Origin of the sequence: Nitratidesulfovibrio liaohensis (assembly GCF_011682075.1) — a bacterium.
GTDB lineage: Bacteria > Desulfobacterota > Desulfovibrionia > Desulfovibrionales > Desulfovibrionaceae > Cupidesulfovibrio > Cupidesulfovibrio liaohensis.
Map to the genome: position 1 here is coordinate 1 of NZ_VSMK01000475.1, position 14,592 is coordinate 14,592.

Consider the following 14,592-nt stretch of genomic DNA (forward strand, 5'->3'; position numbering starts at 1 on the left):
CCGCCGGGGCGAGGCCGCAGCCGCCGGGGTGGCCCTGGCGCGCGACCTGGTCAACGGGCCGCCCAACTTCGTCACCCCCGGCCATCTGGCCGAGCAGGCCGTGGCCATCGCGAAGAAGTACGGCATGCTGGCCCGTTCGCTGGGCCGCGCCGAACTGGTGGAGATGGGCATGGGGGCCTTTGCCTCGGTGTTCCGCGGCGCCGAGGAGGAACCCCGATTGGTGGTCATCGAGCATGCCCCCAAGGGAACCGAGGACCAGAAGCCGCTGGTGTTCGTGGGCAAGGGCATCACCTTTGACACGGGCGGCATCAGTCTGAAGCCCGCCGCCAAGATGCACGAAATGAAGGGCGACATGGCGGGCGCGGCGGCCATTCTGGGCATGTTTGAAGCGCTGGGCCGCTCCGACGTGCCCCGCCGAGTGGTGGGCATCATGCCCTGCACCGAGAACATGCCCGACGGCAGGGCCACCCGCCCCGGCGACATCGTGTCCACCCTGTCCGGCAAGACGGTGGAGATCATCAACACCGACGCCGAAGGGCGGCTGGTGTTGTGCGACGCCTTGACCTGGGCCCAGCGCGAATATGCCCCTGAGGTGCTGGTGGACCTGGCCACCCTGACCGGGGCCTGCGTGGTGGCGTTGGGTACGGACGTGGCGGCGGTGTTCGCCAACGACGATGACCTGTCCGGCCGCATCCGCACCGTGGGCGACGTGGTGGGCGACCGCTTCTGGCCCCTGCCGCTGTGGGACATGTACTTCGAGAACCTGAAGAGCGACGTGGCCGACATCGCCAACGTGGGCCCGCGCGAGGGCGGGGCGGTCAATGCGGCGCTGTTCCTGAAGCAGTTCGTGGACAAGGGCGTGCGTTGGGCGCACCTGGACATTGCCGGGCCCGCCTACACCGCCAAGAAGACGTCCACCTGCCCTGGCGGCGGCACCGGCTTTGCCGTGCGCACGCTGCTGGAACTGGTGCGCGGCGGCGGCGTGTAGCGCCCGACATCGAATCCGGAAACGAGCAGCGGGCCGCGAGGGGAAACCTTCGCGGCCCGCATGCGTTGCGACGGGGCAGGGGGCGTGCCCGGCAGGTGCCGGGGAGATATTCCGGAAGCGCCCTAGGCTTCCTCTTCGTCCAGCATCAGCCCCTCGGGCAGGAAAATGTCGGGCACTTCCCCGGCGAACACCCGGTTGCGGCCCTGTTCCTTGGCCAGGTACAGCTTCTGGTCGGCCTTGCGGATGTGGTAGTCGATGTCGCCTTCCGGGCCGCAGGTGTGCACCCCGAAGGACAGGGTAACGCTGACGGGGATGCCGTGGTACGAGTACTCCGAGGCTTCCACCAGGCCGCGCAGCTTTTCGGCCAGCCGGGCGGCCCCGGCCTCGTCGGTTTCCGGCAGCAGCAGCAGGAACTCCTCTCCGCCCCAGCGGCAGATGGTGTCCTGATGGCGCAGGTTGTCGTGCAGCAGCCCGGCCACCGATTGCAGCACCTGGTCGCCGCACTGGTGGCCGTAGCAGTCGTTCACCGACTTGAAGTGGTCGATGTCGCAGATGGCGATGGACAGCGACCTGCCGGTGCGGCGGGCGCGCACCTGCTCGTATTCCAGCCGTTCGCACAGGGCCCGTCGGTTGGCGAGGCCGGTCAGCTCGTCGGTGCGGGCGCTTTCGGCCAGTTGCTGGGTAAGCAGGATGAGCAGGCGCTGGGTGTGGCGGCGGGTGTATTCCGCAAGCCCGGCGAAGATGCCGCAGCACAGCAGGGCCACCATGTAGCGGATGCGGAAGGCTTGCGAATAGTCGGCGTACAGGAAGGGATCGCCGGGCAGGAACAGTATGGCGCCCACCCCCAGCAGCAGGGCGGCCATCAGCAGGATGCCGATGGACAGGCCGAAGGTCAGCATGACCACGGGCGGAAAGATGAACAGCCACACGAAGCCGCTGCCCTCCACGCCGCCGTGGGACACCATGTACAGTGACAGGCTGAACAGCGCCAATACCAGCGCGGTGCTGGGCAGAGCATGGCGACCGGTGCGGCCCACCCAGAACAGCCCGAACAGGGCAAGCGCCAGCATCGCCAGCAGTAACAGCGCGAGGGTGTTCTGGTCCTGCATGAAATCCAGCACCGCCATGATGGCGGAGAACAGTGCCGTGACGCCATAGAACAGGTTCGCCACCCCGGTGACGCGTGCGGTCTCGGGGTCGGCGTCGTCCTGCAGACCGTTGGCCAGCAGGGCGTTCATGCAGCGGTGCATCCTGTTCTTGTCGAGCAATGGTGCCTCTCGTGCCACAATGAGGGCGGACAAAGCCGCGCATGCCCGCAACGCGCCACGGCATCCGGTGCCGGGCGAAGGTCGGGCTGGCGTGACCATGCGTGAGGGGGGTAACGCAAGGGGTGGTGCCGGGCGGGTCGGCGGCGGCGTGATCCTCGCACGTTTCCCCAAACGTGCCGTACGCGCGCCTGCCGGATGGAACCTGGATACAGTGAAACCGTGAAGCCATGCCGCGCGGCGTTGCCGGGTGTGCGGGCCGCCACCCGCGCGGCTGGGCGGGCAACTGCGGGTGACCGTGGCAACTGGCCGACCGGTGAGCAATCCGCCGGATTTTCTGCCGGTTTGACCAGACAACTGGTCTGGCAGGCCGTGACCAGCCACGCGGCAGACGAACCGTACGTTGGTCAGCCTCCTCTTTACGACGGGATTCGGCATGACCTTTAGGCCTTGTTGGATATGGCCTGCAAGATGCTCAGCTCCGCCATACCACAGCGTTGCCCGCCCTGTCAGCGGCAAGTCTTCACTCACGTCATGCCCTACCGAAAAATGGGTGGAACACCCACCGGGTGCGCATGCCCCGTCATGCACGCCCAATGATTGCAGGACTCTGTGACGTTCGTGCGAAATGGGGGAAAATACCGTTGACAAGCCCCCCCGCTGTCAATAGATAGTGCCACTCTTCCAACGCGTGCGCGCCCCTGCCCTGCACTCGCGCATGAAGGAAGAGAGAGGCTCTGGTCGGCCCGCCGCACAGGCGGTGCCGTGGCATGCACCTGTAAACGGGGTATGTATGAGGTTCGGGAATTGGCAAGAAACCGTACGCTGCAACAGTGGAGTGTCGAAGACTCCGCTGAGCTCTATGGCATCCGCAATTGGGGTGCCGGGTACTTCGATGTCGCCCAGAGCGGCGATGTCGTGGTCTATCCTTTCGGAGACAACCGCGGTCCTGCCGTAAGCATTCCGGAAATCATCCGGGGCATGCGGGAGCGCGGCTATGACATGCCGGTGCTCCTGCGCATCGAGAACATTCTCGATTCCCAGATCACCAGTCTTCACCAGTCCTTCCGCAAGGCCATCGGGTCGCTCGGCTACAAGGGCGAATACCGGGGCATCTTCCCCATCAAGGTCAATCAGCAGCAGCAGGTGGTCGAAAAGATCGCCCAGTTCGGCTCGCGCTACCACCACGGGCTGGAGGTAGGCAGCAAGGCCGAACTCATCGCCGCCGTCTCGCAACTGCGCGACCACGAGGCCTGCCTGGTCTGCAACGGCTACAAGGACGAGGAGTTCATCGACCTTGGCCTGCACGCCGTGCGCATGGGCTACAAGTGCTTCTTCGTGCTGGAAATGGCCAGCGAGCTGCCGCTCATCCTGGAGCGCTCCAGGTGCCTTGGCGTGCGCCCGCTCATCGGCGTGCGCGCCAAGCTGTCCGTGAAGGCGGGCGGCCACTGGACCGATTCCGGCGGCGAGCGCTCCACCTTCGGCCTGACCACGGCGCAGATCGTCGACGTGGTGGACCAGCTGAAGGACCACGACATGCTCGACTGCTTCCAGCTGCTGCACTACCACCTGGGGTCGCAGGTGCCGAACATCCGCGACATCCGCGCCGCCGTCATGGAGGCCTGCCGCATCTACGGCGGCCTGGTGGCCGAAGGCGCGGCCATGGGCTACCTGGACCTTGGCGGGGGCCTTGCCGTGGACTACGACGGCTCGCACACCAACTACGTGAGCAGCCGCAACTACAGCCTTGACGAATACTGCGCGGACATCATCGAGGCGGTGATGAACATCCTCGACGAGGAAGGCATCGCCCATCCGCACATCGTCACCGAATCGGGCCGTGCCACCGTGGCCTACTACTCCATGCTGCTGTTCAACATCCTGGACGTGAGCCGCGTGGAGATAGGCAACCTGCCCGACATCCTGCCCGACGACTGCCCCGAGCCCGTGCGCAACATGCGCGAGGCGCTGGCCGGTCTTACCCTGCGCAACCTTCAGGAATGCTACAACGACGCCGTGTACTATCGCGACGAAGTGCGCCAGCAGTTCCTGACCGGGCGCATCACCCTGCGCGAACGCACCCTTGGCGAACGCTATTTCTGGGCCATCATGAAGCGCATCGCCCAGGAAAAGCAGAAGCTGAAGCACGTGCCCAAGGATCTTGCCGAGATAGACGTGGCCCTGGCCGACATCTACTACGGCAACTTCAGCGTGTTCCAGTCGCTGCCCGATTCGTGGGCCATCGACCAGCTGTTTCCGGTGGTGCCCCTGCACCGCCTGAACGAGCTGCCCTCGCGCCAGGGCATCCTGTCCGACATCACCTGCGACAGCGACGGGCGCATCGACCACTTCATCGACCCGCAAGGCGTGAAGGGCACCCTGGACCTGCATCCCCTGAAGGACGGCGAGGAGTACTACCTCGGCGTGTTCCTGGTGGGGGCCTATCAGGAAACCCTGGGCGACCTGCACAACCTGCTGGGCGACACCAACGTGGTTTCGGTGCGCGTGCACGAGGACGGCAGCTACGAATTCGTGCGCGAACTGCGCGGCGATTCCGTGGCCGACATCCTGTCGTACGTGGAATACGACCCCCGACGCATCATTGAGGATATCCGCGAGGCCGCGGAACAGGCCGTGCGCGAGGGGCGCATCACCCCCTCGGACCGGTACCGGGTGATGCAGGCATATGAGGATGGGTTGCGGGGTTATACCTACTTCGAACGCTAGGCACCCGCTCCGACAGGCGATTTCGCCCGCTGGGCTTCGTCAGGCGGCGGGCCGCATATCGGTCACGTACCAAAGAGTACGCTCCCTCATGCGGCCCTGGCCTTCCTTGCCAGCGAACGAAATCGCACTGTCGGCGGGTTGTGCTGGGGCGTGAAGAAAGCATGAGCTTTCGGGAGCGGGCGCCGCAGCGCCACGACAATGCGGTGAAAATCGCACTGTCCCATGGGCGGCGAGCGGTGCGTCTGCTGAAACGCCAAGAAGCATTGAAGCGCAAGGCCCGCACCCCATCGAAGCAGGATACCTTTGATGCATGTCATGCCCATGGCATGATATGCTGATGCCGGTCACCGGCGCATACAGGCAACAAGCGGGGCCGTCCCATGGTGTGGGGCAGGCCGTTCGGGATAACCACAGCAGTGTCGCGCAGTCGCGCGTTTCCGGGCATGGGTGTTCGGGGCGGGCGGGGTGCGCAAAGGAGTGCGTCATGGCACGTGTCCTCATCATCGGCGCTGGCGGCGTGGGCGGCGTGGTCGTCCACAAGTGCGCGCAGGTTCCCTCCGTATTTTCCGAAATCATGCTGGCAAGCCGCACCAAGTCGAAGTGCGACGCCATTGCCGCAGACGTGAAGGCCCGCACCGGGCGCACCATCGAAACGGCCCGGGTGGACGCGGACAACGTGCCCGAGCTGGTGGCGCTGATCCGCGCCTACAAGCCGGACATGGTGCTGAACATCGCCCTGCCGTACCAGGACCTGACCATCATGGACGCCTGCCTCGAAACCGGCGTGCATTACCTGGATACCGCCAACTACGAGCCGCTGGACGAGGCCAAGTTCGAGTACAAGTGGCAGTGGGCCTATCAGGAGCGCTTCGAGAAGGCCGGGCTGATGGCCCTTCTGGGCAGCGGCTTCGACCCCGGCGTGACCAACGTGTTCTGCGCCTATGCCATGAAGCACCTGCTGGACGAAGTGCACGTGCTCGACATCATCGACTGCAACGCGGGCGACCACGGCCATCCCTTTGCCACCAACTTCAACCCGGAAATCAACATCCGCGAAGTGACCGCGCGCGGTCGCTACTGGGAACGGGGCGAGTGGGTGGAAACCGACCCCCTGTCGTGGTCCATGAACTACGATTTTCCGGACGGCATCGGCCCCAAGAAGTGCTTCCTCATGTACCACGAGGAACTGGAATCGCTGGTGCTGAACCTGAAGGGCCTCAAGCGCGCCCGGTTCTGGATGACCTTCTCGGACAACTACCTGAACCACCTGAAGGTGCTGGAAAACGTGGGCATGACCCGCATCGACGAAGTGGAGCACGACGGCAAGAAGATCGTGCCCATCCAGTTCCTGCGCGCGCTGCTGCCCGACCCGGCATCCCTCGGCCCGCGCACCAAGGGCAAGACCTGCATCGGCTGCCTGATGCAGGGGGTGAAGGACGGCAAGCCCAAGACCGTCTACATCTACAACGTGTGCGATCATCAGGAATGCTACCGCGAGGTGGGTTCGCAGGCCATTTCGTACACCACCGGCGTGCCCGCCATGATCGGCGCCATGATGATGGTGACCGGCAAGTGGTCCGGCAAGGGCGTGTACAACATGGAGCAGCTGGACCCCGACCCGTTCATGGACGCCCTGAACAAGCACGGGCTGCCGTGGGTGGTGGTGGAGAAGTAGGCCTTCGAGATAGTTTGCCTCCGGCTGCGTCAGAGATGCGTTCCGCTTCGGTCGCGTACCAAAAGCGCGCTGTGCGGTCGCCATCCGCAACACTTGCGTTGCTCGTGTAACGGCTGGCGCACACTCCCCCAGCGGTCCGCATCTCTTCCTTGCCGGGGAACAAACTCCCTCCGAATGCCGATTGTCTCGGCACAGTGAGCAGCATGAATTCCGGGGGGCCGCCTGCGCGGTCCCCCGGTCCTTGTTCAGGCAGCGGGTGCAGGTGCAGCGGGCAGCAATTTTTGGGGAGGGGCTTGCGACATTCTAGAATCTAGAATATGGAATATGCATGAACCTGCTCCCGCAAGATGTACTCGTCATGCTCAAGCTTTCGGTGGCGCGGCGTACTCGGTGGACTTACGACCAGTTAGGCGCGGCGTTGGGCATGAGCATGTCCATGGTCCACAGTTCCATCAGGCGTGCCACGCAAGCCCGACTGTACGATGAGCACAGGCGCAGGCCCGTGCGCGCCGCGCTGGAAGAATTTCTGGTGCATGGCGTGAAGTATGCCTTTCCGCCGGACATCGGCACGGTGACGCGCGGGGTGCCGACGGCTTTTGCCGCGCCCGCACTGAAGGGGGAGTTCCTGCATGACGCGGGAGCCGAAGCGGCCTATGTCTGGCCGCACCCGGAAGGGGAACAGCGGGGAGTGTCCCTGTCGCCGTTGTACAAATCCGTGCCTGCGGTTGCCCTGCGCAATGCCCGTCTGTACGAGGCCCTGAGCCTGCTCGACGCCATCCGCATCGGGCGTGTGCGCGAGCAGCAGCGGGCGGCGGAACTTCTGAAAGGCATGTTGCGGAGCGATGATGCGCCGACTGCGTAACATCGGCCACGTGCTGGACGTCGCGCGCCTGCTGGGCGACCTTGCGGAAGAAGTGGCCTTCGTGGGCGGGGCCAGCGTGGCCCTGCTGCTGACGGACCCTGCGGCCCCCGACGTGCGGCCCACGCTGGACGTGGACGTCATTGTCGAGGCAGCCACCCGTGCCGCTTACTACCGCTTGGCCGACCGCCTGCGGGCACGCGGCTTCGCGGAGGACATGGACGTGGTGTGCCGCTGGCGGCGCGGTGCGCTGGTGCTTGACGTCATGCCCACGGATGAGGCTGTGCTGGGCTTTTCCAACCGCTGGTATGGTGATGCACTGCGCCATGCCGTGCGCATGACCGTGGAAGGCGTGACTTTGCGGGTGGCCGCTCCGGTGTATTTTCTGGCCACCAAGCTGGAAGCCTTTCGGGGCCGTGGCAAGGGCGATTACCTCACCAGCCACGACATGGAAGACCTGGTGGTCGTGCTGGATGGCCGACCGGATATCGCGGGCGAGGTACAGGCTGCGGACGCAGCCGTGCGCGGCTACCTTGGTGCGGCCTTTGCCGCGCTGCTGGCCGATGAAGATTTTCTGGATGCGCTGCCCGGCTACCTGCCGCCCGATCCGGCCAGCCAGGGGCGCGTTCCGCTGCTCATGGCGCGCATGCGCGCCATCGCCACGTGTGGAGCGTAAGCCTTTTCCGGTTTCAGCCCTGCCGACAGAACGCCGCATTGCTGCCGTCGGCTTCCCGTTTTCCGCTTTCGCAAGGAGTACCCCGGAATGATGGACCAAGCCTATCTCGCCAAGCTCGACCCCAGCCGCTTCCCGTCTCCGTGTTTTGTGGTGGACGAGGCCCGCATCGAGGCCAACGCCGCCGTCCTGGACACGGTGCAGCGCCGCACCGGGGCCAAGGTGCTGCTGGCGCTGAAGGGCTTTGCCATGTGGAGCCTGTTTCCGCTGCTGTCGCGCGCGCACGGCGGGGTGCTGCACGGCACCTGCGCCAGTTCGCCGCACGAGGCGCGGCTGGGCCGCGAGGAATTCGGGGGCGAGGTGCACGCCTTTGCCGCCGGGTACAGCGATGCGGACATGGCCGAGCTGGTGACCCTGGCCGACCATCTGGTGTTCAACTCGTTCGCGCAGTGGAACCGTTTCCGCCCGGCGGTGGCGGCGGCGGGGCGGCCCATCGAGTGCGGCATCCGCATCAACCCGGAGCACTCGGAAGGGGCGGTGGCCATCTACAACCCGTGTTCGCCGGGTTCGCGCCTGGGGGTGCGGCCCCACCACTTCGAGGCCGCACTGGCAGAGGCGGCGACGCGCGGGCAGGACGCGCTGGACGGCATTTCCGGCCTGCATTTTCACACCCTGTGCGAGCAGGACGCCGACGCGCTGGACCGCACCCTGCACGCGGTGGAGGCAAGGTTCGGCGCGCATCTTTCGCGCATGAAGTGGCTGAACTTCGGCGGCGGGCACCACGTTACCCGGCCCGGCTACGACCTGGACCTGCTGTGCCGGTGCATCGACCGCATGCAGCAGAAGTACGGGGTGCAGGTGTACATAGAGCCGGGCGAGGCCGTGGCCCTGAACGCCGGGGTGCTGCTGTGCACCGTGCTGGACGTGGTGCAGGCCGACATGCCCATCGCCATTCTGGATACCTCTGCCGCCGCGCACATGCCCGACGTGCTGGAAATGCCCTATCGCCCCGGCTGCATCGGCTCCGGCCTGCCGGGCGAGAAGGCGTGGACCTGCCGTTTCGCGGGCAAGTCGTGCCTGGCGGGCGACGTCATCGGCGAATATTCGTTCGACACGCCCCTGCAACCCGGCGACCGGCTGGCCTTCCTGGACATGGCCATCTACAGCATGGTCAAGACCACCACCTTCAACGGGCTGCAACTGCCCGCCATCGCACGCTACCGGCCTGCCGGTGCGGATGGGCGTGGCGCGCGGCGCGAGGTGGTGCGTTCCTTCGGGTACGAGGCATTCAAGTACCGCCTGTCCTGATGGGGTGTGTGGGCACCGACCGCCCCATGTCCGCTCCTTGTTTGCCAGGCAGCGTGCCCGGGCTGCGCGGCGACCGGACAGTGACCGGACGGTGACTGGGTGCAGATCGCGCGGTGCCCGGCGGGAGTGCCTCGTGCCGGGGCGTGCCGCACCGCTTGCGCCCGCACCCGGCAATGCCTAGCATGTCTGCATGCGGGCGCCACGCGCCCCGGAGGCGGCCATGATCTACATCGACGACAACGCCCGGGATCGCATCCTGTCTGGCGGCGGCAACGTGATCGTGTACATGCAGGCGGCGCGCGGCTGCGGCTGAGCGTCGCGCATCATGCCCGTGCGAACCCCCGCCGTGCGCGTGGGGCAACCCCCGGAATGGATGCGGCCCGCCTTTCACCGGCATATGGTGGACGACGTGGTGGTGTGGCTTGACCCGGCCGTGAAGCGGCTGCGCTGGGACGAACCGGCCCGCGTGCGGTTGCGCAGGTTCCTGTGGTTTTCGTATTTCGACGTGGAAGGCGCGCGCACCCTGGTGGCATAACCACAAGTGGCAGGGGTGCCGGGCATCCGCCAGATATCCGGCGAACATCCGCCAAACTTTCGCGCAGGCCGCCGGAGGCAACCATGATCGACATCAAGCCCGATGCACTGCGCCACGTGGCCGGGCGCGGCGGGCACGTGACGCTGTATTACCAGCCCCTGCGCGGCTGCTGAGGGGGCGGCTCGCTGCTGAGCCTCCCCGCCGTGCGCGTGGGCAAACCCAAAGGGCGCGAGGCTGCCCGGTTCCGGCGCGAGGAACGCGACGGCGTGACCATCTGGTCCGATCCGGACCTGCGGCCAGAGCGTACCGTTGGCAGCGTGACGGTGCGGCTGCGCCGCCTGCTGTGGCTGTGGCCGTATCTGGACATCATCGCGGCGGAAAAGTCGGCGTTGTAGGGCTGGCTGCGGATGGCGGGCGGCGGCTGGTCCCTTTTCCCCATTTTTTTTCATCCAATGCGGCCCGCCAGTTTCGGCCGTCACGGGCGGCGGCCCGCATCCGCACGCGCCACCCGCACGTGCATGCACCGCAAACGAAGGCGCCCCGGCTTCCGGATGTTTCCGGGCCGGGGCGTTTGTTGCGGATGCGCGGTGGGAATGGGTACGAGCGGAGAATATCCGCCGGGGTTAACCGCGCTTGATTTCGGGGAATGACACCCCGCGTGCAGTGCACTGCTTCGCCGACCATTGCTGGTCGGATCGCACTGTCATCGGCCCCCCGGTCAGATGCCGCCGCCCTCGTCACGGGGCACGGTCAGCCGTCTGCCCCGTGCCAGCAGCGCGGTGAAGTCGTCCGGGGGCAGGGGGCGGCTGAACAGAAATCCCTGTACCTCGTGGCAGCCTTCCAGCAGCAGGAAGTTGAGCTGCTCCGGCGTTTCCACCCCTTCGGCCACCACGCGCAGCCCCAGCCGATCGGCCATGGTGATGATGGTGGCGGCGATGGCCGCGTCGTTGGGATCGTCGGGGATGTCGCTGATGAACGAACGGTCGATCTTCAGCGAGGTCAGCGGCAGGTTCTTGAGCTGATACAGCGACGAATACCCGGTGCCGAAATCGTCCACCGAAAGGGCAATGCCCATCTCGGCCAGCTGGTTCAGTTTGCGGATGGTGTGGTCCGTGTCGGTGACGATGGTGGATTCGGTGATCTCCAGTTCCAGCAGGGACGGCGGCAGGCCGGTGGCGGCCAGCACGTCGGCCACCATGCCCACAAGGTTGGGATGGCGGAACTGGTGAACGGAAAGGTTGACGGCCACGTGCAGGTCGGCGTGCCCGGCGTCGAGCAGGGCGCGGGTCCGGGCGCAGGCCAGGCGCAGCATGTGCTCGCCCAGGGGCACGATGAGGCCCGTGGCTTCGGCCAGGGGGATGAACTCCGCCGGATGTTCCTGGGTGCCATCGGCCCGGGTCCAGCGGGCCAGGGCTTCCATGCCGGTGATCAGGCCGGTGTTCAGGTCCACGCGCGGCTGGTAGTGGGCGGTGATGTCTCCGGCGGCCAGGGCGCGGTGCAGGTCGCCTTCCAGCAACAGGCGGCGCATGGCGCGCTCGTTCATGGCCGGGGTGAACAGGTGATAGCGGCGCTTGCCGTGTTCCTTGGCGCGCGACATGGCGATGTCGGCGTTGCGCACCAGGGTGTCCGGGTCGTCGCCGTCGTCGGGGAACAGGGCAATGCCCACGCTGGTTCCCACGAACAGTTCATGTTCCTGCACGCGCACCGGGTCGGTGAACCGGGCCAGCAATCGTTCGGCCACCTGCGCGGCATCGCGTTCGTCCTGCACGTCCTGCAACACGACCACGAATTCGTCGCCGCCCACGCGGGCCAGGGTGTCCTGCGGGCGGACCATCTGGCGCATCTGTTCGGCGGCCTGTTGCAGGTAGATGTCGCCCACCATGTGGCCCAGGCTGTCGTTGACGTGCTTGAAGTTGTCCAGGTCCACCGACAGCACGGCCACCTTGCGGCCTTCGCGCCGGGCGCCGTTGATGGCCATGTTCAGCCGGTCGCGCAGCAGGGCACGGTTGGGCAGGCCGGTGAGCGCATCGTGGTGGGCCTGGTGCTGGATCTGCGATTCCTTGGCCTTCAGTTCCGTGATGTCGTGGAACACGGCCACGTAGTACTCGGTGCGCCCGGTGGGGCCGGGAATGGCGCTGATGCTCAGCCATTCCGGGTAGACTTCGCCGTTCCGGCGGCGGTTCCATATCTCGTCTTCCCAGCGGCCTTCCTCCACCAGCGCGCGCCACATGTCTTCGTAGAAGGCGCTGTCGTGATGGTGCGATTTCAGGATGCGCGGGGTCTGCCCCACGGCGTCTTCCGCCGGGTACCCGGTGATGGTGGTGAAGGCCGGGTTCACCGCCATGATGATACCTTCCGGGTCGGTGATGCAGATGCCTTCCAGCGCGTTGCGGAACACCCGCTCGAACAGCCGCATCTGCCGTTCCGCGGCGCGGCGTGCGGAAATGTCGTGCACCACCACCAGCGCGGCCATGCCTTCACCCTGCAGCAGGGACAGGGGCAGGGGCTCCACGCTCACCTCGGCCTCGTGGGTGGAATGGGCGGTGGCGCAGACTCCTTCCATGCAGAAGCCGCCAGTCGGGCAGAAGCCGCTGCCGGGGCTGTCGCCGCCCGTGGTCTGGCGCGGGTCAGCCGGTGTGGCGTCTGGCGGTGTGGCGTCCTGCGGGATGGCACTGGGCAGGGTGCACCCGGTCAGCAGGTTGTCGATGCGGGCCTCGATGTCCGGCGGCAGCAGGTCCGCCGTGCGCAGTGACAACAGGGTTTCGCGCGGGTGGCCGGACATGCGTTCGGCGGCGCGGTTGCAGTCCACGATGCGACCGCCTTCGCCGCGCACGTACACGGCGTCCGGGGCCAGTTCGAACAGTGCGCGGAATCGGGCCGTGCTTTCGGCCAGTGCGGCGGTGCGCTGGCGCACCTCTTCTTCTATTTCGGCCTGGACCAGGGCGGTGACGTCGAAGGCCAGGCCCAGCACGGCGCCCGGCCCGGCCACCTCGGGCGGCAGGGGCAGCTTGGCCACGCGGAACACCCGTTCGGCCTCGTCGTCGGGCAGCATGCGCTCGCACAGCAGGGGGGTGCCGTCGGCGGCCACGCGCCGGTCCTCGTCCAACAGGGCGTTGGCCACGGCATGGGGAAAGATGTCGCGCGGGGAAAGTCCCACCACGTCCTTGCCGGGCACTCCGGCCAGGTTGGCGTACAACTGGTTGGCGGCCAGGTAGCGCCCCTGGCCGTCGCGCAGGAACAGCGCCACCATGGGGTTGTCCAGCAGGGCACGCAGCAGGCCGGGCGTCTGGCAGCCGGACGTTGTTCTGCCGGACGCGTTTCCGCCGGGAGCTTTCCCGTGCGCTGGCCCCCCGGTGGCGCGATGCTCCTGCTCCTCGTCCCGCATGTTGCCCCGCATGTGCTGTGGCATGTCGCCCGTCATTCGGACCCCCCTTGAAAACACGGCGCACGTGGATGTCCAGATGGCATGCCATATCAGAAAGCGCGGGGGGCCGGAAGAGGCTGCCGAAGACGCACCCTGACCCTTCAGCTTCGCCCTCGGTGCCACGGCCTGAGTACATGGGTGCACCGCAACACATGCCGGAAGGGTTGCATTCCGGACACCTGTCGTGCAATGTGTGGTATCGGCAGCTGTCTTTTCCGCCGGTGCCAGCCCAGTGCGGCATGAGGGAAACGGCGGATGTGGGCACACGACGCCACAGGAGCAACAGTACAAAGGAGATTTGAATGCCTTACTCGAAGATACTGCTTCCCATGGATGGTTCGGAACATGCGCGTCTTGCCCTACGCCATGCGGTGGACCTGGCCCGTTGTGGTGGCAAGGGACACGTGGTGTTGCTGCACAGTTTCGGCGAGATCCCCGCTCTCATTGGCGGCGAGGCGCGCGAAGAGCTGGTGCGCGAGTGCACCCAGGAGGCGGAAGCACTGCTGGCCGAGCCGCGTGCCCTGCTGGATGAATTGGGCGTGTCCACTTCCGTGCGCATCGTGGATGGTGCCCCGGGCAGGGCTGTGATCCGTGTGTGCGAAGAGGAAGGCTGCGACACCATCGTCATGGGCTCGCGCGGGCTGAGCGAACTGGGCGGCATGATCATGGGCAGCGTCACCCATCAGGTGCTGCAACTCGCCAAGGTGCCCGTGCTCGTGGTTCGCTAGGCATCGAAATCATGGTTCGGAACGCCCCCGCCGCGCCGCGCGGGCTGCGCCGCGCGCATTCCGGTCGCAACCGGGCCTTTGGCCATGCCACGGCACGGCGGGGTGCGGTATGACCCTCTCCCCGGAGATCACCCTGACCACCCTGCAATGGGTGCTCATCCCCGCCATGTACGCGATATCCGTGTACGCGGCGGGCCATGCCCTGCTGTACAAGCGCGACCCCCGCGCGGCGCTGGGCTGGATTGCCGTGTGCCTGACCTTTCCCGTGGCCGGGCCGTTGTTCTATTTCCTGTTCGGCATCAACCGCGTGCACAGCCGCGCCGCCCGCCTGCTGGAAGAATCGGAAACCCGCCGCCTGCGCGAAGGGGGCCGCCTGCACGGCGGCCCGGCCCGCCACGAGCCGCCGGGGG

Annotated in this window: 12 protein-coding genes; 10 read left to right on the forward strand and 2 right to left on the reverse strand. The window is 66.5% G+C overall.

Translation table 11 applies throughout. The features are described 5' to 3' along the window. Window positions 1–988: leucyl aminopeptidase (locus FVW27_RS14430; protein ID WP_167126374.1), on the forward strand; the 988-nt coding region annotated here is incomplete at its 5' end. Window positions 989–1,110: 122 nt separating this feature from the next. Here FVW27_RS14430 and FVW27_RS14435 read toward each other — a convergent pair. Next, window positions 1,111–2,226 (reverse strand): GGDEF domain-containing protein, encoded by a 1,116-nt coding sequence (locus FVW27_RS14435; protein WP_243838472.1) that lies wholly within the window; start codon window positions 2,224–2,226, stop codon window positions 1,111–1,113. Window positions 2,227–3,060: 834 nt separating this feature from the next. Between FVW27_RS14435 and speA the strand changes: the two genes are divergently transcribed. The 7 genes from speA (at window position 3,061) to FVW27_RS14470 (ending at window position 10,425) form a co-directional block, all read left to right on the forward strand. Then, a complete protein-coding gene (gene speA, locus FVW27_RS14440) occupies window positions 3,061–4,980 on the forward strand; it encodes a biosynthetic arginine decarboxylase (RefSeq protein ID WP_167126377.1) in 1,920 nt (639 codons plus the stop codon). Window positions 4,981–5,464: 484 nt separating this feature from the next. Further along, window positions 5,465–6,655 carry a saccharopine dehydrogenase family protein gene (locus FVW27_RS14445; protein WP_167126380.1) on the forward strand — a complete coding sequence of 397 codons (1,191 nt, stop codon included), beginning with the start codon at window positions 5,465–5,467 and terminating at the stop codon, window positions 6,653–6,655. Window positions 6,656–6,983: 328 nt separating this feature from the next. Then, window positions 6,984–7,517 carry a hypothetical protein gene (locus FVW27_RS14450; protein ID WP_012612662.1) on the forward strand — a complete coding sequence of 178 codons (534 nt, stop codon included), beginning with the start codon at window positions 6,984–6,986 and terminating at the stop codon, window positions 7,515–7,517. Continuing rightward, window positions 7,501–8,190 (forward strand): hypothetical protein, encoded by a 690-nt coding sequence (locus tag FVW27_RS14455; RefSeq protein ID WP_167126385.1) that lies wholly within the window; start codon window positions 7,501–7,503, stop codon window positions 8,188–8,190. Before FVW27_RS14450 ends, FVW27_RS14455 begins: the two co-directional genes overlap by 17 nt. Before the next feature lie 87 nt (window positions 8,191–8,277). Then, a complete protein-coding gene (gene nspC / locus FVW27_RS14460; RefSeq protein WP_167126388.1) occupies window positions 8,278–9,495 on the forward strand; it encodes a carboxynorspermidine decarboxylase in 1,218 nt (405 codons plus the stop codon). A gap of 325 nt (window positions 9,496–9,820) precedes the next feature. After that, window positions 9,821–10,030, forward strand: a complete 210-nt coding sequence (locus tag FVW27_RS14465; RefSeq protein WP_167126390.1) for a hypothetical protein — start codon at window positions 9,821–9,823, stop codon at window positions 10,028–10,030. Window positions 10,031–10,239: 209 nt separating this feature from the next. Beyond that, complete coding sequence (locus FVW27_RS14470; protein WP_341806148.1) at window positions 10,240–10,425, forward strand: hypothetical protein; 186 nt, start codon at window positions 10,240–10,242, stop codon at window positions 10,423–10,425. Window positions 10,426–10,748: 323 nt separating this feature from the next. On the opposite strand, the gene FVW27_RS14475 is transcribed toward FVW27_RS14470, so the two are convergent. Continuing rightward, complete coding sequence (locus FVW27_RS14475) at window positions 10,749–13,439, reverse strand: sensor domain-containing protein (RefSeq protein WP_243838474.1); 2,691 nt, start codon at window positions 13,437–13,439, stop codon at window positions 10,749–10,751. A gap of 317 nt (window positions 13,440–13,756) precedes the next feature. Here FVW27_RS14475 and FVW27_RS14480 point away from each other — a divergent pair, with 317 nt between their 5' ends. Together FVW27_RS14480 and FVW27_RS14485 are read left to right on the forward strand one after the other, a co-directional pair. Next, entirely contained in the window at window positions 13,757–14,182 is a 426-nt protein-coding gene (locus FVW27_RS14480) for a universal stress protein (protein ID WP_167126399.1), read from the forward strand. Window positions 14,183–14,291: 109 nt separating this feature from the next. Further along, on the forward strand, window positions 14,292–14,592 hold a 301-nt coding region (locus FVW27_RS14485), incomplete at its 3' end, for a PLD nuclease N-terminal domain-containing protein (protein ID WP_243838476.1).